This is a genomic window from Acidovorax sp. FW305-C-20-28, assembly GCF_058783375.1.
Genome location: NZ_JBYSYM010000004.1, coordinates 53,661 through 72,693, shown reverse-complemented (window position 1 = coordinate 72,693; position 19,033 = coordinate 53,661). Strand labels below are relative to the sequence as shown.

The following is a 19,033-nucleotide window of genomic DNA, read 5'->3' as shown; positions in this document are numbered from 1 at the left end:
GGGCACGTTCCGGTCACAGGAACGCAGCGGCGTCCAGCGGCTGCACCACGCCCACCAGCTCGGCCAGGCCTTCCGTGGCAATCGGCAGCTTGGCCACGGCCGCGAGGAAGGCCCCCTGCGTGGCATAGGCCTTGCCCGGGCCGATCAGCGACGCGAACTCCTGCACCTGCTGGGCCGTGGGGGCCACGCCCGTGACGCTCTGGAACAGGTAGCTCACCAGGCCATCGTTGCCGATGCCGGGCGCCAGCGTGTTGATGAGGGTTTGCGCCAGGGCATCCAGACCGTTGATGCTGTCGGCCTTGTGCACCCACTGGCTCAGCGCCAGGGTGTCCGGCTTCTGGCCGAAGAGGGTGTAGGCCAGGGCCAGCATCTGGCCGGTCTTGCCGCCTTCGCTGGTGGCCGTGGGCAAGGCCACGTCAAAGGCGAACAGGCTGCCCTGCAGCTCCACGCGCTCCACGACGCTCATCGTGACCGGGCCCGTGGGGGTGTTGATCACCACCTTGCCGCTGCTGTCCTGGCTGATGCCCAGGCGCAGCACATCGGCCAGCGTGGCCGAGAGCACGACCGTGTCGACACCACTGCCACCGGTCACCGTGTCGGCACCGCCGCCGGTGACCACGCGGGTCAGGGGCAGGTTGGGCACGACGATGGTGTCGCTGCCGCTGGAGCCCTGCAGCGTGGCTGGCTGGCCCGGCGCCGTGGGCGGGGTGACGGGGATGGTCGGCGTGGTGGGTGTGCCACCGCCACCGCCGCCGCCGGAGGCGGGCGTGCTGCCCAGGTTGAGCCCGATCAGGATCGGGTTGTGGTCGCTCGAACGGTAGGGATCGGCGTTGAAGTAGCTGGCGTCCTGCGCGTCGTTCTTGTTCTCGAGGTTGTAGTCGAGGATGGCCGGCTCCTCGGCATTGATGCCCCATTTGGTGGTGCCCACGACCTGGCTGCCCAGGCTGCTGCTGGCCAGTGCATGGTCGAGCGAGCCCCACAGGCCGTCGAACGAATACGAGTTGCCCGTGGACACCTTGGTGTAGCCGTTGGCGGCGAGCTTGGTGATCGGGTCTTCCTTGCCATAGGCATTGAAGTCGCCGACCAGCAGCACGTCGCTGTCGGTGGAGCCCGTGGGCTTCGTGGCCAGCCAGGCCGACAGGTCTTCGGCCGCCTTCACGCGCGCCAGGTTGTTGGCGCCCTGGCCATCACCGGTGTCGGGATCGAGCACGCTGCCCTTGGACTTGAAGTGGTTCACCACCACGGTGAACTGCTCGCCGTCGGCATTCGCCTTGAAGGTCTGCGCCACGGGCACGCGGTTGCCGTAGGTGGCCGAGAACGCGGTGTACACGGTCGGGTCGGCCACGGCCGCCTGGCCCACCGGGGTCACCTTGGCGGGCTTGTAGACGATGGCGACCATGATGGCATCGCCGCCCGCCGTCGCAGCGTCCCCGGGGGCGGCACCGTTGTTGTAGGGTGCCTTGATGTAGGCATAGGTGCCGGCACCGGCCTTGGCGTTGAGGGCGTCCACCAGCGAGTCGAGCGCGCTGGTGCCGTCGCCGAAGCCGTTGTTCTGCACCTCCATCAGGCCCAGCACGTCGGCATCCAGGCCCACCAGGTTCTCGACCACCTTGGCCTGCTGGCGTGCCAGCTCCGCAGCGTCGGTCGCGCCGCGGCCCGACTGGGTGGAGCCGTCGGGCGTGGTGAAGCTGCCCGTGCCCAGGGTCGTGAAGTAGTTGAGCACGTTGGCCGAAGCGACCTTGATCTCCGCATTGCGGATCTCGGTCGGGATGCTGGCCGTGGTGGGGCGCGCATCGCCCGTGAAGTTCACGCTCTGCGTGGGCTGCACGCGGTAACTGGTCTCGTGCGTGGCGGCGGCGGTGTCCACGAACTGGTCCACGATCCCGGTCACGCTGGCCACGCTGTCGCCGGCGCGCAGCGTGTTCGTGGCCGACAGCGGCTGGCCGCCGCGGCCGATGTGGCTGGTGGGGTTCTGCGTGCTGCTCAGGTCGTCCAGGATGATCTGGTCCTTCTTGAGGTCGGCCAGGTAGGCCGTGTTGCCGGCCACGCTGGGGGCGTTGTGCTCGGTGTACTGCTGCTGGATGGCATCCGAAGTCAGCGTGACCTGGCCGTACTGGCCCAGGTTGTAGTTGTCGGTGACCACCAGCTTGCCGCCGTTGGCGGTGCCGGACTGCACGGTGACCAGCATGCCTTCATAGGCCTCCCAGCTCACGGCGCTGGCCACGGGCAGGGTCACCACGGTGGCGGCGGGCAGGCCGGCATCGGCCTGGACCAGGGTGAAGTCGGTCGGCACGGTCAGTTGGGTCTGGCCCTTGTAGTCGGCCACCGTGCCCTTGATGCGGACCTTGTCGCCGATGCTGTTGGCGTCCAGGCCGGCGATGGGCGTACCACCGTAGTAGACGAAGATGCCTTCGGAGGTGCTGGCATCGCCATCGTAGTCGGCAGTCTCTTCCTGCACGTAGAAGCCCTGCAGGTTGGGGGCGTAGCCTGTCACGATGCCTTCGATGGTGACCGCATTGCCCATCAGCAGCGCGGTGTCGCTGCTGCCCTGGATCTCGTGGATCTTCGTGATCGGTGCCTCGTCGGTACGGACCAGGCCCTGGGCCGTGCCGCCGCCCACGATGGTGGTGCCGGTGGCGCCCGACAGCGTGACCGTGAAACCCTCGTCCTGCTCGATGCTGGTGTCGCCCTGCACGTTGACGGTGATGGTCTTGGTGGTCTCGTTGGCCGCGAAATTGACGGTGCCCGATGGCAGGTTGCCGCCTGCAAAATCATCGGCACCGGCCTGTGCCGATCCAGAGCCGGTCACGGCCCAGTTCACGGACGCCGCACCCGACTTGTCGCCAGCGCGCGTCACGGTGAAGGTGTAGGCCGTGCTGCCGCTGTTGCCCTCGGACTTGGCGGCGTCGGTCGCGGCGATGGAGACCACCGAGCCGGCATAGCTTTCGATCTTGAAGTCGTCCACCTGCCACTGCGCGGCGCTCTTGTTCGCCGACGAGGCGTACTGGAAGGCGAAGTACACGTTGGTGCCGCTGATGCCCGACAGGTCGATCAGGCCCGAGGGCGTGGTCACCTGCGAGTTGGCGGCCGGGTGGGCGAAGCTGAGCTCCTTCCAGGTGGCCAAGGTGGGGTCGCCCGTGCCGCTGTAGTTGCTGGACACCATGAGCTTGAGCTGCTGGGCCGGATCGGCGAGGCCAGTGTCGGCGTAGCGCGTCCAGGTCGTGAAGCTCAGGAACTCGGCGCCGGTGTCGTTGAGGTTGAAGGCCTTGGAGATCAGCCAGTCGTTGGCCGCCACCGTGCTGTTGTAGCCGTTGATGCTGGCCTTGCCGCTGCTGTACAGCCAGTTGACCGCGGCCGCGCTGTCGGCGTCCTTGCTGAACACGGTGAACTCGTTGAAGCCGGCCTGGCTGTCGAAGGCCTGGGTGTAGCTGGGCACGGCGCCGGCCGGCACGGCCGGGGCGCTGGTCAGGCCCGGCGAGCCGATGTTGGCCGGCGTGCCAGTCTGGGCGAAAGCGCCCAACTGGCCCACCACGGCCGCCTTGTAGGTCGGGTTGGTGGTGGACACGCCGTCCCACACTGCCGAGGCCGTGGCCGTGCCGCCGAAGGCCACACCCGCGTGCTCGGCACCGGCCACCGTGCCACCGCCGGCTTTGGCCATGGGGGCCACCGAGGTGCTGCCGTTGGTGAAGGCCGTGCCGCTGTAGTTGATGGCCGTGGCCACCTGGCCGTTGCCATCCAGGATCACCACGCCATCGCCCTTGCCCAGGCCGGGGCCGCCCACGGCCACGACGGCGGTGTTGGCGTCCAGCCCCCAGGCGGCCTTGAAGGCCGTGGGGTCGGTCACCTCGCCGGCCACCACCAGCTTGCCACCCGCGGGGATCTTGGTGCCGTTGGCAAAGGCACCGAGCTTGGTCGGGTCGGCTGCGGAGTCGGTCCACTTCCAGCCCGACAGATCGATCTCGGTGCTGCCGTAGTTGTAGAGCTCGAAGAAGTCGCCCGGCGTGGCGTTGGAATTGACTTCGGTGATCAGCAGCTTGGGCTGGGCCACCACCAAGGTGCCAGGGGAACCGATGTTGGCGGGTGTGCCGGTCTGGGCAAAGGCGCCCAGCTCGCCCACCACGGCCGCCTTGTAGGTCGGGTTGGTGGTGGACAGGCCATCCCACACGGCCGAGGCCGTGGCCGTGCCACCGAAGGCGACACCTGCGTGCTCGGAGCCCGTCACCGCACCGCCGCCGGTCTTGGCCATGGGGGCGATGGCCGTGCCGTTGTTGGTGAAGGCCGTGCCGCTGTAGTTGATGGCGGCTGCCACCTGGCCGCTGCCGGTCAGCACCACCACGCCATCGCCCTTGCCCAGGCCGGGGCCGCCCACGGCCACGACGGCGGTGTTGGCGTCCAGCCCCCAGGCGGCCTTGAAAGCCGTGGCATCGGTGACCTCGCCGGCGACGACCAGCTTGCCGCCGGCCGCGATCTTGGTGCCGCTCGCAAAGCTGCCGAGCTTGGTGGGGTCGGCTGCGGAGTCGGTCCAGGTCCAGCCCGACAGATCGATCTCGGTGCTGCCGTAGTTGTAGAGCTCGAAGAAATCGCCGGGCGTGGCGTTGGAGTTGACCTCGGTGATCAACAGCTTGGGCAGCGGGGCCGCCGAGGTGGTGAAGTTCAGCTGCGCGTTGCCCGACAGGCCTGCCCAGGCGTTGCCGTAGTGGTCCTTGAGGGTGCCGGCCGCGGCCTCGACATAGTAGGCGGTGCCCACGTCCAGGTCGCTTGCGGGGTTGATGGTCACGGTGTTGAAGGCCACCGTGACCTGGGTCGTGTCGGTCGCGGCGATGGTGGCCACCACGCTGTTGTCGCTGAGCTTCTTGATCACGAAGTCGCCCGCGCCACGCGCCACGCCTTCGTTGAAGCGCAGCACGATGTCGGCGGCCTTGCCCACGCTGCCGGCGTCGTCCGCCGGCGTGCTGCTGGCCAGCACCGGGCCGGTGCTGTCGCTGACATTGCCGCCGATCTGTACCCAGTTGCCCACGAACTTCTGCTGCGCGGCCGGCAGGTCCTTGGATGCCGTCGCGCCGCCCCAGGTGCTGTCGCCATTGTCCTGCAGCAACTGCACCAGGGTGCCCTGGGCCGTGCTCTGCACATCGACGATGGTCTCGAAGCTGCCGCCCGTGCCGTCGCGCAGGGCGTCGAGGTTCACGTCCAGCTCGGTGGGGGTGGTGCCCACGCCGTCCCAGCGGAACAGGCGGAAGTCGTTCGTCACCTCGGTGCTGGCGCCGCCCGACGGGCCGGCCAGGATCAGGTAGCTGCCGTCGCCCGCCTTCTCGATGGAGCGGATGCCGCGACCGCCGAGGTTGAGTTCGTGGACAGCGCTCACGTTGGGAGCAGCGCCACCGGAGGCGTCGACGAGCCCGGCCACGGCCAGCTCCAGCACCACGGCCTTGTCGCGCGTGTTGGCATCGGTCTGCGGCGCGCGGAAGGCCACCAGCAGCTTCGTGCCGTCCTGCGAGGCGGTCATGCCTTCGATGGAGAAGCCGTTGACGTTCTCGGGGATCACGCCCGTCGACGAGGCCGCGAAGCCGAAGTAGTTGGCCCCCTCGCCGTGGACATTGCCCTGGTCCCAGGCCACCAGCTGGTCCTCGAGGCCGCTGTGCTTGCCCAGGTAGGTGAACTGCGTGTCGGCGCCCGTGCCGGTGATCTTCACGGCCAGGATGTATTCGCGATTGTTCTGCTCCGCGCCGCTCTTGTTGTTGCTGTGCGAGCCCGTGAAATAGAAGGTGTCGCCGATGCGGGTGCCGGCCTCCAGATCGAGTTCACCGCCATTGCCCAGCACGGCGGCATAGTTCCACTCCTTGACGGCCGCACCGCCTTCGCGGTGGTAGACGCGCAGCACACTGGCTTCGTCGTCGCCGACCACCATCCAGTTGGCGTCGAGCGCAAGCGCGGCCGAGGCGTCGGAGCTGCCCACCGTGGTGCCGGCATTGGGCGTGAAGGTCTGCGCGCTGCCTGCAGATCCCGGCTCGGCAAAGTCGATCTTGAGGTTGCTCTTGGTGGCGTTGGTGACGGCGGCGGCCGAGCCACCGGTGAAGGCGCCATCGGCAAAGGTGACGGTCAGGTTGTTGACGTCGCTGGCGTGGCCGGTGGCGGTGCCGGTGAAGCCCAGTTCGGCCGTGGTGGCGCTGGTGCGGGTGAGCACGGCCGTGAGGCCGGCGGGCGCATTGCCCACCGTGGCGGCGGACAGCAGGCTGGCGCCATCGCTGCCGGTAAAGCTGTCGCCGGTCAGCGTGATGGTGATCTTGGAGGCCGCCGACAGCTGGCCGTCGAAGGCCTGGGACTCATTGAGGGAGCCGGTGTAAGACAGGCTGGCGCCCGCGGCCACGGCCGCGGACGAGGTGACCGAGAGGTCGTCGATACCGATCCACTCGTCGTTGCCCACGGCATTGGCCGTGATGAAGCGAAGCTGCAGCTGGGCCGCCCCATTGGCGGCGGCGGGCAGGGTGACGGTCATGGGCGTGTCCAGCGTGAGCGACGGCCCGCTGGAGGCATCGGCCACGTAGGCCGCCGGCAGGTTGATGAAGTCGCCGGTGTTGCCCACGCGGTACTGCAGTGCCACGGCCTGTGCGGCATTGTCGGTGGTGGCATCGATATCCCGCAGGGTGTAGCTCACCACGATGTCCTGGCGGCCCGTGGCATCGAGGTGCACCACGATGTGGGGTGCGTCGGCCGTGCCCGAGCCCTGGAGCGCCACCGTCGGGTTGGCCAGGGTGCTGAAGACGCCCACGGCGCCGGTGGTGCTGGCCGTGTTCGCGTCCAGCAAGGTGGCGCTCTGGGGCGTGGCACTGCCGTTGGCCAGCAGGGTCTGCGGATCGGTGCCCGTCGCCGTGGTGAGGTCGTCACCGCGGTAGCCCACGATGGACGGCACGCCACTCCAGTCGTTGGCCGCCGTGATCAAGGTGCCAAGGTTGGTCCAGTTCTGGGAAAAGTTGCTGCTCGACAGGGCGTGGTAGACGGTGGTCATGCTCGTTTCCTCCGCGGGAGGCGGGTGGGTGGGAAGGGAAGGCGCGGGCGAAAGCGGGGTTTCGCCGCGCGGTTGCGGGGTGGCCTCTGGGCTCGGGGCGAGCCGGGCACGAAGCGGTGACTCTAGGCAGCCTGTGTTGCAGAGATATGTCACACCGGCGTGGCGAATGCGAATGACCCGGGCCACAATCGCCCCATGGGTGAATTCGATCTGATCGCACGCTATTTCACGCGGCCCGTGCGCCGCGCCGCGCTGGGCGTGGGGGACGACTGCGCACTGCTGGCCCCCGCGCCGGGCATGCAGCTGGCCGTCTCCAGCGACATGCTGGTGGAGGGCCGCCACTTCTTTGCCGACGTGGACCCCGAGGCCCTGGGACACAAGGCGCTGGCAGTGAATCTGTCGGACCTGGCGGCCTGCGGGTCCCGGCCACTGGCCTTCACGCTGGCACTGTCATTGCCGCGCGTGGACGAACCCTGGCTGGCAGGATTCTCGCGCGGGCTGCTGGCCTTGGCCGACAGCCATGGCTGTGAACTCGTGGGCGGCGACACCACGCAGGGCCCGCTCAATCTCTGCATCACCGTGTTCGGCGAAGTGCCTGCCGGCCAGGCCCTGCTGCGCAGCGGGGCGCGCGCAGGCGACGACATCTATGTGAGCGGCACGCTGGGCGATGCCCGGCTGGCGCTGGAAGCGCTACTGGGCCACGAGCAGATCGCCCCCGACCTGCTGGCCGTCGCGCGCCAGCGGCTGGAGCGCCCCACCCCGCGCGTGGCCCTGGGCCTGGCGCTGCGCGGCGTGGCCAGCAGCGCCATGGACCTGAGCGACGGGCTGCTGGGGGATCTGTCGCACATCCTCAAGGCATCCAGGGTAGGCGCCTGCATCGACACCTCCCTCACCAGCGCCCTGATGGCGCACGGCAGCGCTGTGGCCGACCCCGAACTGCTGCGCCAGTGCACCCTGGCCGGCGGCGACGACTACGAGCTGGCCTTCACGGCACCGCCCTCGCAGCGCGTGGCCGTGGCGGCCGCTGCGCAGGCCAGCCAGACCCCCGTGGCACGCATCGGGGTGATCGAGGCAGAACCCGGTCTGCGGCTGGTGGACGGGCAAGGCCTGCCGGTGGAAAACCGCTACGCCTCGTTCGACCACTTTGGCTGAGAAATTTTTTTCTCACAGCATGAATCCTTTGGCCACAGAGCCCGCTCTTGTCAGGGAAGGCGCCCCGTGCCGGCGCCTTCGCCTTCAAGATCCAAGGAGCTTTGCCGCCATGCTGTACCGCAAGAATATCACCCGCCCCGAAAGCCTGCTGCGCATCGTCGCCGGCCTGGCCCTCCTCGCCGCCAGCCTGGGCTGGCTGGGTTTCACACCGCTCGGCCTGGTGCTGGCCACATCGGGCGCCACCGGCATCCTCACCGGCGTCTTCGGTTACTGCCCTGCCTGCGCCATGGTGGGCAGAAAGCCTGTGGAATGACCACCGTCGCCCAGCTGCTGCCTGCCGCGCGCGCGGGCGATACCGAGGCCATGGAGCGCCTGTTAACGCTGACCCGCCCGGACATCCGCCGCTATGCACTGCGACACTGCGCGGCCACCACCGCCACCGACGACGTGGTGCAGGAGGCGCTGATCATCGTCTACCGCCGCGTGGGCGCGCTGCGCGAGGTGGCAGCCTTTGGCGGCTGGGTGGTGCGCATCGTGCAGCGGCTGTGCATGCGCCCGGCCCTGGCCTGGCTGCGCGGCGAACCGCTGGCACAGGTGGAGGACGCCCTGGCCTGGTCGCACCGGCCCGACGACGAACTGCGCCACGACCTGGCCCTGGCCATCGATTCACTGCCGCCGCTGTACCGCGAGGCGCTGCTGCTGCGCGACTTCGAGGAGCTCACCATCGAGGAGATGGCCCAGCGCCTTGGCACCACGCGCGAGGCCGCCAAGAGCCGGCTGCACCGCGCGCGGTCTCTGGTGCGCGAATACCTGGACCCGCCTGCGTAGCCGGTATCAGCTATTCATTGCGCTGCACGCCACCCGCGACGCATGAAACTGGCGCGGCCCAGGCCAGTGCCCCCACGCAAGGGCCGCCCCGCCGCGCTGGGGGCGTCCCCCTCCCGATTCGCGCAGCGAGTCGAGAGAGGGGGAAGGCGCGAAGCGACTCAGGGGGTGTTTCACTTCAGAAGGGCCGGCCTTCGGCGAAATGGCGCTCGTCCAGCGCATCCGCCACGAAGTCCCGCACCCAGGTCGTGAGCTGCGACGGGCTGCGCCCCGCCAGCGACACCAGGGCGATGGGCACGCTGAACTCGGTGATCAGCGGGTGCACGGCCAGCACCGCCATTTCACCGCGCAGCACCCAGGGGTGCGCGGCCTCGCGCACGCCGAGGAAGACCGCGTCGCTGCGGGCGCACACGTCCAGCAGGGTTTCCAGCTGTTCGCACTCCACGGTGGTGTGCTGGCGCAGGTCCAGGTCCACGCCATGGCTCTCCTGCACCCAGCGCACGGCCTCGTCGGAGATCGAGGTGTTGAGCGTCGGGTAGGCCAGCAGGTCCTTGAGGGTCACCCGCTCCAGCCGCTGCAGCGGATGCCCCACGCGGCACACGGCGCTGCCGTGCAGGTGGCCCAGGGTTTCGGCCTGCAGGTGCGGGCTCGAAGGGAACGAGCGCGCATCGACGATGGCCAGGTCCATCTGCCGCTCATGCAAGGCCCCCACCAGCGCATCGCCCGAACCATGGCGCACCTGCAGGTGCAGGCGCGGGAAGTGCTCCACCACATGCTGGATGAAGCCGCGCGACAGCGTGGCCCAGGGCCCGGCACCGAAGCCGATGCGCAGCAGGCCTTCGGGGCCGATGTCCTCGGCCGCCACGCGGTGCAGCTCGTCCATGTCCTTGAGCAGGCGGCGTGCCCGCTGCACCACCATCTCGCCCTTGGCCGTGAGCGCAAAGGGTTTGCGCCGCCGGTCGATCAGCACCGCGCCCAGCTCCTCTTCGAGCGCCTGGATGCTCTTGCTCAGGGCCGGCTGGGTCAGGTGCAGGTTTTCTGCAGCACGGCTGAAGGAGCCGGTCGTGGCCAGCTCAGCGAGGTGTTCGAGTTTTCTCGAGTCCATGAGTGTTTGGAATGCCGGCCCAAAAAACGTTTCATTGGACGCTCCGGCTGCGCGTCCCTAGAGTCCGTAGCGCCCCCACCCACGGGGCATTTCCGACACAAAACCATCATACGAGACACCCAAGCAGGAGACTGTGTGAACAGCGATATTTTGATTTCCCGGCGCAGCCTGATCGCGTCGGCAGCGGCCACCATGGCCCTTTCCGCCTGCGGTAGCGGCAGCGACGACGGGGCCCGGCTCGACGGCGGCGCCATCGCATCGAGCGACAAGTACAGCTCGGAGGCCGGCAAGGCCATTCTGCAGGCGGGCGGCAACGCGGTGGACGCGGCCGTGGCCATCGCCTTCGTGCTCGCAGTGACCTACCCCGAGGCCGGCAACATCGGCGGCGGCGGCTTCATGAACATCTTCATCGAGGGCAAGCCCTACTTCGTGGACTACCGCGAGATGGCGCCCGCAGCCGCCACCAGCGACATGTACACCCGCTTCAAGACGGCCGATGGCAAGCAGGACCCGCTGAGCAGCCTGTGGGGCGCCCAGGCCGCCGGCGTGCCGGGCACCGTGCGCGGCCTGTACGAGGCGCACCAGCGCTTTGGCCGCCTGGCCTGGAAGGACGTGCTCGCGCCCGCCATCGACCTGGCGGACAAGGGGCATGTCGCCTCCAAGGCCGAGGTCTTCTGGCGCGACTACGCCATCACCAACTTCGGATCGTCGGGCTACCCGGCGAACCTGATGGAGTATTTCGGCTCCATGCGCGAAGGCCAGCTGTTCCGCCAGGCCGAGCTGGCCGAGACGCTGCGCCGCATCGCGGCCAACGGATCGGACGAGTTCTACAAGGGCCGCACGGCGGACCTGATCGTCGCCGCGATGACCCAGGACGGCGGCCGCGGCATCATCACCAAGGCCGACCTGGCCAACTACAAGGTGGTCTGGCGCAACCCCCTGCCCATCGAATGGAACGGCATGACGGTGTACACCGCCCCGCCGCCCAGCTCCGGCGGCATTGCCCTCGGCCAGTTGCTGGGCATGAAGGCCGCGCTGCGCGACACCCTGTTCGTGGGCGAAAAACCCAACACCGTGCAGTACATGCACCTCAACGCCGAGATGCTCAAGCGCGTGTTCGCAGACCGCGCCGAGTACCTGGGCGACCCCGGCTTCGTCAACGTTCCCCAGGCGCGCCTGCTGGACCCGGCCTACATCAAGGCGCGGGCGGCCGAGGTGAACCCGCGCGAGATCACGCCCACGGAGACGGTGCAGCCCGGCCTGGCGAAGATGCACACCACGCACTTCTCGGTGGTGGACAAGTGGGGCAACGCGGTGTCCAACACCTACACGCTGAACATGGGCTACGGCTGCGGCGTGGTGGTGCGCGGTGCGGGCTTTGCGCTCAACGACGAGATGGACGACTTCGCCACCGTGCCCGGCCAGCCGAACATCTTCGGCGTGATCGGCTCGGACGCCAATGCCGTGGCCCCGGGCAAGCGCCCGCTGTCGTCGATGTCGCCGACCATCCTGGTCAAGGACGGCCTGCCCACCATGGTGATCGGCACGCCCGGCGGCTCGCGCATCTTCAACGCCGTCTACCAGGTGCTGGCCAACACCTACGACTACCAGATGCCCCTGCCCGCCGCGGTGGCCAACCGACGCTTCCACCACCAGTTGCCACAGGGCAAGATCATGGAAGGCGAACCGTTCTCGCCCATTCCGCCGGACCTGGCGTTGCAGCTGCAGGCGCGCGGCTACACGGTCAGCACGAACTCGTTCGACACCGACATCCAGGCCATCAAGATCACGGGGCGCGATGTGATGCCGGTGTCCGATCCCCGGGGACGCGGGTTGGCACTGATCGTGACCTGATGCGCGGGGCCTGCGCGCGGGCTCAGTGGGTCCGGGACGCATCGGCCCGGACCACGGCCAGGGTGGCGCGCCGCGCATTGCGGAAGGTGTAGAGGGTCAACAGCGGGTCCTTGCGGTCGCCTTTTTCGTCAAAGGCGATGCTGCCGCTCACGCCCTGGAAACCCTGCATCCTGGCCAGCACGGGCAGGTAGCGTTGGGGCTCGGCGGAGCCCGCCTGCACCATGGCCTCGGCCATCAGGTTCACGGCGTCGTAGGCGTAGACCGAAATGCCCTCGGCCTCGCTGCCGAAGCGCTTGCGGTAGGCGGCCTGGAAGCGCTCCAGCCCCGGCTGCTGGGCCTGGTCGAAGCCCCCGGGCTCGGCGCACACGATGCGGTTGTCGCCCACCGCGCCGGCGGCCAGGGGCACGATGGCATCGTTGCAGATGCCGTCACCGCCCATGAGCCGCGCGTAAAGGCCCAGCTGCTGCATCTGCCGCAGCATCGGGCCGGCCGTGGCGTACATGCCGCCGATGAAGAGGACATCGGGCTTTTTGGCCTTGATAGCCGTGAGGATGGCGCTGAAGTCCGTCGCCTTGTCGGTGGTGAACTGCTGGTCGACCACCACGCCACCAGCGGCACGCACCGCCTCGGCGAACTCGCGTGCCAGGCCCTGGCCATAGGCCGTGCGGTCATCGACGACCGCGAAGCTGCGCAAGTGAAGTTCCTTGACGGCGTAGCGGCCCAGCATGCCGCCGAGCTGCACGTCGTCAGCCACCATGCGGAAGGTGGTGGCAAAGCCCTGGCGGGTGTAGCGCGGGTGCGTGACGGAGGGCGATATCTGGGGAATGCCGGCATCGCTGTAGAGCCGCGACGCCGGGATCGCCGTGCCCGAGTTCTGGTGCCCGATGACGCCATGGACCCGTGCGTCCACCAGCTTCTGCGCCGCCGCCACGCCCTGCTTGGGATCACCTGCATCGTCTTCGGCCAGCAGTTCGAAGCGCACCTTCTGGCCGCCGATGGCGATGCCCCGGGCATTGAGCCCCTCGACCGCCATGCGCACCCCATTGAGGTTGGCCTGCCCGGCATAGGCCGCACCGCCGCTCAAGGGCGCCACGGTGCCGAGGCGGACCACGGAACCCTGGGCATGGGCCAGGCTGCTGGCGGCCATGGCGGCCGCCGCTGCAACAATCATCGGAATTCGGGTGGGCATAAGCAACTGCGCTCTCGGAGGTTAACGCAGCTGCAGCCTGCCCACCTCGGCACTTTCCCTGCCGGGTCCCGGCAGCAAAGCGGCCTCGCTGCGCAATAGTTCACGCTGTGCGCCACGGGGCCACGCCCCGGCGCATGCAACAGGGTGCAACATCGCGCCCCATGGCCTATACCTACCTGTTCTTCCAGCCTGCACGCCTGCCGCTGTCCACCGACGAATTGTCCCCCGACACCGTGCTGGTGCTGCGTGACATCGATCGCATCAAGCAAGGCCTCTCCCAGGTGGCGCCTGGCCTGGAGTGGGCCCTGCCCACCTGGGGCCACGCCACGGTGCTGGGCCACCAGGTGGAATTCCACCTGCCCGAGGACGTGTCCGAAGGCCCGCTGGCCATGCACTGCTCACTGCGCATCGACTACACGCCCTGGGTGCAGTCGCTGTGCGACCGGCTGGGCTGGCTGGCCTTCGATGAACGGCCCGTGTGCCTGCAACCCCACGGCCCGGCCTTCCCCGCCTGAGCACAGGGCCGGGCTACCGATGCCGGCCGCGCAGCCTACTTGGCGATGATGGTCAGCAGCTCTTCGCGCGTGGTCGGGTCGGCCATGTACTTGCTGTACAGCGGCGCCATGCGCCGCACGAAGGGCGAGATGTCCTTGACCCGCACGAACTGCGCGCCCTGCCGGGCCGTGTTCTCCAGCGCCTGGGCCACGCGCTTGTTCCACAGCTCGCGCATCAGCAGGGCCGACTGGGCGCCCGCATCGGCGAAGGCCTTGCGGTCCTCGGGGGAGAGCCGGGACCACAGTGCGCTGGACACCACCAGCGCCTCGGGCGAGATCACGTGGTTGGTCACGTACACGCTCTTGGCCAGCTTGAAGTGCCCGGTGGACTCGTAGGAGGGCATGTTGTTCTCCGCGCAGTCGATGGCGCCCTGCTGGAAGCCTCCCAGCACGTCCTTGAACGGCAGGGCCACGGGTTTGGCGTCGAGCAGCCGGATCATCTCCATGAACACCTCCGACTGCTGCACGCGGATCGACGCCCCCGCGAGATCGCGGATGTTGGCCGGCGCCCGGTTGGCGCAGTAGAAGGAGCGCCCGCCCCCGTCGTACCAGCCCAGCACCACGAAGCCGGCAGCCTGCAGGTTGGCGGCAAAGCGCTGGCCCAGCGCGCCGTCGAGGTGGCGGAACATGTGGGCCGAGTCGGTGAACAGGAACGGCAGGTTCAGCACCTTGATGCCAGGCACCGCATCAGACAACGGGCCGGAGCTGAACTCGGCAATGTCGATCTCGCCGCTCTTGAGCATCTGCACGGCCTTGGGCTGATCGCCCAGCGTGGCGTTGGAGAACACCTCGATCTGGTAACGGTCCTGCGTGGTGCGCGCGACCTGGGCGGCAAAGCCCTTCATGGCCTCGGTCACCGGGTAGCCGTCGGGGTGGATGTTCCAGGCGCGCAGCCGCGTCGGTGCCTGCGCATGGCTGGCCTCGCTGCACAACAGCGCCAGGCACAGCACGCCGAGCCATGCCCTGCCGAATCGTATCCATTGGTTCACAGGTCTCCCCCTTTTCCATTGCCACGCGATGCCGGGCCCTCAGGCCCTGCTTCGGTCAAAAGCGCGTCAATTCATATGACGTCATATAACTAAATTGCCGCTTGCGATACCGGACAAGGTATCTCCCAAGGGCGCAGCACTCCAGCCTGCAGCGGATTCTGCTGCAACATCTGTACACAAGAGCTCCGGGTAAACGCCAGCACGCCGCCGGCTGGGTCTGCTGAGAATCGCAGCCAAGTTGTACGACGTCATCTTTCTTGATGCGCGACAACGGCAGGACAAGGGCCCCTGGGCCGGCCTGCGACGGCAGCACACCCCTGCCTGCCAACCCTGTTCCCAACCCTGGAGGAGACACACCCATGAAGCGCAGAGATTTTGCGATTGCCACCACCCTGAGCCCCTTGCTCCTGTCCGCGTGCGGCGGCAGCGACGCGGGGCCCGCGCCCCTGACCGGCCCCCAGGCCGAAGCCGCGGCCGCTCTCAAGCGTGCCGCGCAGTACATGGACGAGGTGGTGTCCTACCAGGGGGGCTACGTGTGGTCGTACTCGCCCGATCTCAAGCAGACCTTCGGCGAGATGGAGGCCTACCGCACCATGTGCTGGATCCAGCCGCCCGGCACGCCCTCCGTCGGCCATGTCTACCTCGACGCGTACCACGCCACGGGCGATGAACGCTACTACCAGGCCGCCGAGCGCACCGCGCTGGCCATCGTCGCGGCGCAGCACCGTTCAGGCGGGTGGAACTACATCCACGACTTTGCGGGCGAGGATTCGCTCAAGCGCTGGTACGACACCATCGGCAAGAACGGCTGGCGGCTGGAGGAGTTCCAGCACTACTACGGCAATGCCACCTTCGACGACGCGGGCACGGCCGTGGCCTCGCAGCTGCTGCTGCGCATGTTCGTGGAAAAGCGCGACGCGCGCTTCTCCGGGCCGCTGCAACGCGCCATCGACTTTGTGGTGCAGTCGCAGTTCGGTCCTGAATACGGCATTGCCGACGGAGGCTGGCCGCAGCGCTTTCCGCACTTCCCGGGTGCCGTGAGCAGCATGCCGCTGCCCAACCCGCAGCAGGTGCCCGCCGGCGCGCGCGTGGGCATGGCCGATGGCGACTACACGCTGCACGTCACCTTCAACGACGACGTGATGGGTGAGAACATCAAGTTCCTCACCCTGTGCGTGACGGCCCTGGGCGAGACACGCCTGATCGGCAACATCCAGCGCGCCATGGAGTGCATGCGCCTCATGCAGCAACCGGGGCCCCAGGCCGGCTGGAGCCTGCAGCACCTGTCGCGCCCCACGGCCGGGCGGCCCGCGGGCGCACCGGCGGGCGCGCGCAGCTACGAGCCGCGCTCGCTGGCCACGCACACCACGCAGACCAATATCCGCCAGCTGTTCAACTACTTCCAGCTCACGGGCGACAAGAAATACCTGGCCCGCATTCCGGAAGCCATTGCCTGGCTCAAGTCCTGCCCGCTGCCTGCAGACGCGGCCACGGTCAATCCGCTGCTCGGTGGCGGGCGCACCCACCCCACCTTCGTGGAGCTGGGCAGCAACGACGGCCTGTACATGCACCGCTACGGTTCCAACATCCACAACGGCGCCTACTACGCGGACAAGGACTACACCAACACCATCAGCCACTACTCGGCCGGCCGGCAGATCGACATCGCCGGCCTGGAATCGACCTACCAGTCGCTCAGCCGCATGGGCGATGCGGCGATCGCCGACATGGTGGCGCGCTCGCCACTCAAGTCCACGGGGGCCACGCGCGCCCTGCCGCGCTACTTCTCGATCCGCGAGGTGGATTTCCCGGACCTCTTCACCGGCGCCACCATGCCCACGCCGGTGGTGCCCGACAGCGAGGTGCAGACGCTGCTGGCCGAGCTGGGAAGCAAGAACTACTGGACCTCGGCCGTGCCCGAGATCGTCAACACCTACCGCGGCGATGGACCCACGGCCCCCTACACGGGCACGGCCTACCGCAGCAAGCATGTGGGCGATGTGTACGACACCTCGCCCTACCCGGCCGACAACCCGCCCGAGACCGAGCCCTATGTGAAGCGCGACAAGCCGCAGTTCATCGTGACCTCGGAATGGATACGCCGCATGGGCCGGCTCATCGCCTACGTGGCACCGCAGGCCTGAAACGTCAGGCCTGCAGCAGGCGCGCCAGCGGCCGGCGCGGCGTGGCGGGCACCTCACCCTCTGGGTAACCCAGGCGGCACAGCATCTGCACCGTGGGGTCGCCCGCCTCCCTGGGCGCCCCCCGGCCCAGCACCAGCTGGTGCACGCGTTCGTAGTGCGGCGCCATCTCGGCAAACTCCTGCAGCGCCTGGCTCATGGGGTGCATGCCCACGCCGAGTTCCGTGGCCTTGAGCTGCAGGCGCACATAGGCGCGGCCCGCCGCGACCTGGTCGGCACGGGTGTTGCCGCCGGTCAGCCAGACGAAGCCCATGGCCGTGCGGCTGTGGCCCTCGAAGCGCTCTGCCGCAGCCTTGTAGCCGGCGCTGCCCTGGGGCGGGGCCACCGTGCGATCGAACATGCCAAAGGCCGTGAGCGCCCGCACGAAAGGGCTGTTCAGCGAGATGCCATCGCGGTGCGCCAGGATCTCGGACGGGCCCACGCGCGTGAGGCGTATGCTTTCCATCATCGTGCGCGGTGTACCGATCTCCACCTGGGCCGACTGCCAGCACAGCGCACGCAGCGGATCGAGCCGGGCCGGGTCGACCGTGCCACCGGCTTGCAGAGGGCCCGTGCGGGAGGCGCTGGCGAGCAAGGCCTGCAGCAGATCGGGCGCCACGGGGCGCGCCAGGTCGTAGTCCACCTTGGGCGTGCGCCGGCGCAGCACCTGGGTGAACAAGGGGTCGGCCTGCCCGCCGGCCTTGAGCACCACGCGCGCCACGGGTCGGTCATCCCACGCGCTCAGTTGCGCAGGCAGCGGCCCTTGCGGCCACAGCGTGACCTCGCTGGCCACGCCCTGCTGGGCCAGTGCCAGCACCAACAGCTCCAGGAAGGCACCATGGCCGATCAGGATCTGGCGGCCCAGCGGGTCGGTCTCGGGCAGCACGCGCTCGCGGTCGGTGCGCAGCGTGATCACACCCTCTTCGCGCAAGTCCACCACCCAGGGTTGCAGGTTGTGCGGGTTGGGCGCGGTGATGGCGTAGGCCACGGCACGGCGGCGCAGGTCGGTTTCGCCCACGGGGCCCTGCCAGGCCTCCACGGCCTGGGCAGGGTAGTGCGGGCCCGAACTGCAGGCGGCCAAGGGGGCGATGACTGCGGCGGCGATGGTGCCACCGCCGGCCAAGCGGATGAAGGTACGGCGTTGCATGGTGGATGTCTCCTTGCGGTTCATGCCAGGGCGGCGGGGGAAGGGGCCGGGGCCAGCAGCCCCAGGTCGTGGAGGGCGCGGCGCACCGCCGGCTCGAACGGGGTGTGCGGCTCGGCGCCGATGAGCGCCACAAGGCGCGTGTTGTCCAGCCGGTGCGGGGTGCTCCAGAGGTAGCGCACATCGGCCAGGGCGGCATAGGTGGGCAGCACCAGGCCGGCCACGCGCAGCAGCGGCCAGGGCAGTTGGCCCACGCGCACGGCAGCGGCATCGGGCACCCAGCCCTGCTCGGCAGCCACGGCGGAGAGCGCCTGCACCCATTGCTGCGCCGTGACCTGCTGGCCGGCAAAGTGCAGGGTGTCGAAGGCGGCCAGGTGGTGGCGCGCCTCGGCCACCTTCACCAGGGTACGGGCCAGATCGGGCAGGTAGGCCCAGGGCCGGCTGGTGTCCAGGGGCCCAGGCCAGGTGATGCGGCCCCGGGCCAGGTCCTTGGCGATGGCCAGGTCCAGCCAGCTGCCCGCGCCGCTGCCGAAGAAATCGCCGGCACGCAGCACGACAGCACGCATGGCGCCATCGCGCGTGGCGGCCTGCAGGCGCTGCTCCAGGTGGATGCGCATGCGGCCCTTGAAGTCCAGTGCGGTCTGCGGCGTGTCCTCGCGCAGCACGGGCGGCATGGCGCGGCCATAGTTGTACACACTGCCGGGCAGCATGAGCGTGGCGCCCAGGCTGCGGCTGACTGCGATGGCGGCGTCCATGAGCCCGGGCGCCTGGGCGCGCCAGGCCCGGTGGGTGTAGGCCGGGTTCATGGCGTGCACCACGACCTGGGCCCCCTGCGCATGGGCCACCAGGGCCGGTGTGTCCTCGGGAGCAGCGGCAATCCATTGCACGCCGGGCACCGCAGGGCCGGTGGCGCCTGGGCGCACCTGGGCGCGCACCTGCCAGCCGGCCTGGGAAAACGCATGGGCGGCGGCAAGGCCCAGGCGCCCGCGGGCGCCGAGGATGAGGACGGTGGATGCGGCATTCATCATGGACTGGCTC

12 protein-coding genes are annotated in these 19,033 nt (G+C 68.9%); 6 read left to right on the top strand and 6 right to left on the bottom strand.

Translation table 11 applies throughout. From position 1 onward, the window contains the following. Window positions 1–13: 13 nt before the first annotated feature. Entirely contained in the window at window positions 14–7,003 is a 6,990-nt protein-coding gene (locus AC3WOH_RS06765) for an ExeM/NucH family extracellular endonuclease (protein WP_492228610.1), read from the bottom strand. Window positions 7,004–7,198: 195 nt separating this feature from the next. Between AC3WOH_RS06765 and thiL the strand changes: the two genes are divergently transcribed. From thiL to AC3WOH_RS06750, 3 genes are all read left to right on the top strand, one after another. Next, window positions 7,199–8,155, top strand: a complete 957-nt coding sequence (gene thiL / locus AC3WOH_RS06760) for a thiamine-phosphate kinase (protein WP_492228609.1) — start codon at window positions 7,199–7,201, stop codon at window positions 8,153–8,155. A 109-nt stretch (window positions 8,156–8,264) separates the two neighbouring features. After that, window positions 8,265–8,468, top strand: coding sequence for a YgaP-like transmembrane domain (locus tag AC3WOH_RS06755; RefSeq protein ID WP_492228608.1), 204 nt, complete (start codon window positions 8,265–8,267; stop codon window positions 8,466–8,468). Further along, window positions 8,465–8,983, top strand: a complete 519-nt coding sequence (locus AC3WOH_RS06750; RefSeq protein ID WP_492228607.1) for an RNA polymerase sigma factor — start codon at window positions 8,465–8,467, stop codon at window positions 8,981–8,983. The genes AC3WOH_RS06755 and AC3WOH_RS06750 overlap by 4 nt, the downstream gene beginning before the upstream one ends. 175 nt (window positions 8,984–9,158) lie before the next feature. On the opposite strand, the gene AC3WOH_RS06745 is transcribed toward AC3WOH_RS06750, so the two are convergent. Then, a complete protein-coding gene (locus AC3WOH_RS06745; protein ID WP_184860132.1) occupies window positions 9,159–10,085 on the bottom strand; it encodes a LysR family transcriptional regulator in 927 nt (308 codons plus the stop codon). 192 nt (window positions 10,086–10,277) lie between these two features. Here AC3WOH_RS06745 and ggt point away from each other — a divergent pair, with 192 nt between their 5' ends. Continuing rightward, window positions 10,278–11,939 carry a gamma-glutamyltransferase gene (gene ggt / locus AC3WOH_RS06740; RefSeq protein WP_492228769.1) on the top strand — a complete coding sequence of 554 codons (1,662 nt, stop codon included), beginning with the start codon at window positions 10,278–10,280 and terminating at the stop codon, window positions 11,937–11,939. A 22-nt stretch (window positions 11,940–11,961) separates the two neighbouring features. On the opposite strand, the gene AC3WOH_RS06735 is transcribed toward ggt, so the two are convergent. After that, window positions 11,962–13,110 carry a branched-chain amino acid ABC transporter substrate-binding protein gene (locus AC3WOH_RS06735; protein ID WP_492228606.1) on the bottom strand — a complete coding sequence of 383 codons (1,149 nt, stop codon included), beginning with the start codon at window positions 13,108–13,110 and terminating at the stop codon, window positions 11,962–11,964. Window positions 13,111–13,289: 179 nt separating this feature from the next. On the opposite strand from AC3WOH_RS06735, the gene AC3WOH_RS06730 reads away from it, so the two are divergent. Further along, the gene (locus AC3WOH_RS06730) at window positions 13,290–13,643 is read left to right on the top strand and encodes a hypothetical protein (protein WP_492228605.1); all 354 of its coding nucleotides are present in this window, start codon (window positions 13,290–13,292) and stop codon (window positions 13,641–13,643) included. 35 nt (window positions 13,644–13,678) lie between these two features. Here the strand turns inward: AC3WOH_RS06730 and AC3WOH_RS06725 are convergent, their stop codons facing one another. Further along, entirely contained in the window at window positions 13,679–14,671 is a 993-nt protein-coding gene (locus tag AC3WOH_RS06725; RefSeq protein WP_492228604.1) for a TRAP transporter substrate-binding protein, read from the bottom strand. 359 nt (window positions 14,672–15,030) lie between these two features. Between AC3WOH_RS06725 and AC3WOH_RS06720 the strand changes: the two genes are divergently transcribed. Then, window positions 15,031–16,815 (top strand): pectate lyase, encoded by a 1,785-nt coding sequence (locus AC3WOH_RS06720; RefSeq protein ID WP_492228603.1) that lies wholly within the window; start codon window positions 15,031–15,033, stop codon window positions 16,813–16,815. Between the two features lie 4 nt (window positions 16,816–16,819). Here AC3WOH_RS06720 and AC3WOH_RS06715 read toward each other — a convergent pair whose 3' ends face one another. Both AC3WOH_RS06715 and AC3WOH_RS06710 read right to left on the bottom strand, forming a co-directional pair. Then, window positions 16,820–17,998, bottom strand: a complete 1,179-nt coding sequence (locus AC3WOH_RS06715; protein WP_492228602.1) for an Acg family FMN-binding oxidoreductase — start codon at window positions 17,996–17,998, stop codon at window positions 16,820–16,822. A gap of 20 nt (window positions 17,999–18,018) precedes the next feature. Further along, a complete protein-coding gene (locus AC3WOH_RS06710; RefSeq protein WP_492228601.1) occupies window positions 18,019–19,023 on the bottom strand; it encodes an NAD-dependent epimerase/dehydratase family protein in 1,005 nt (334 codons plus the stop codon). Window positions 19,024–19,033 lie beyond the last annotated feature (10 nt).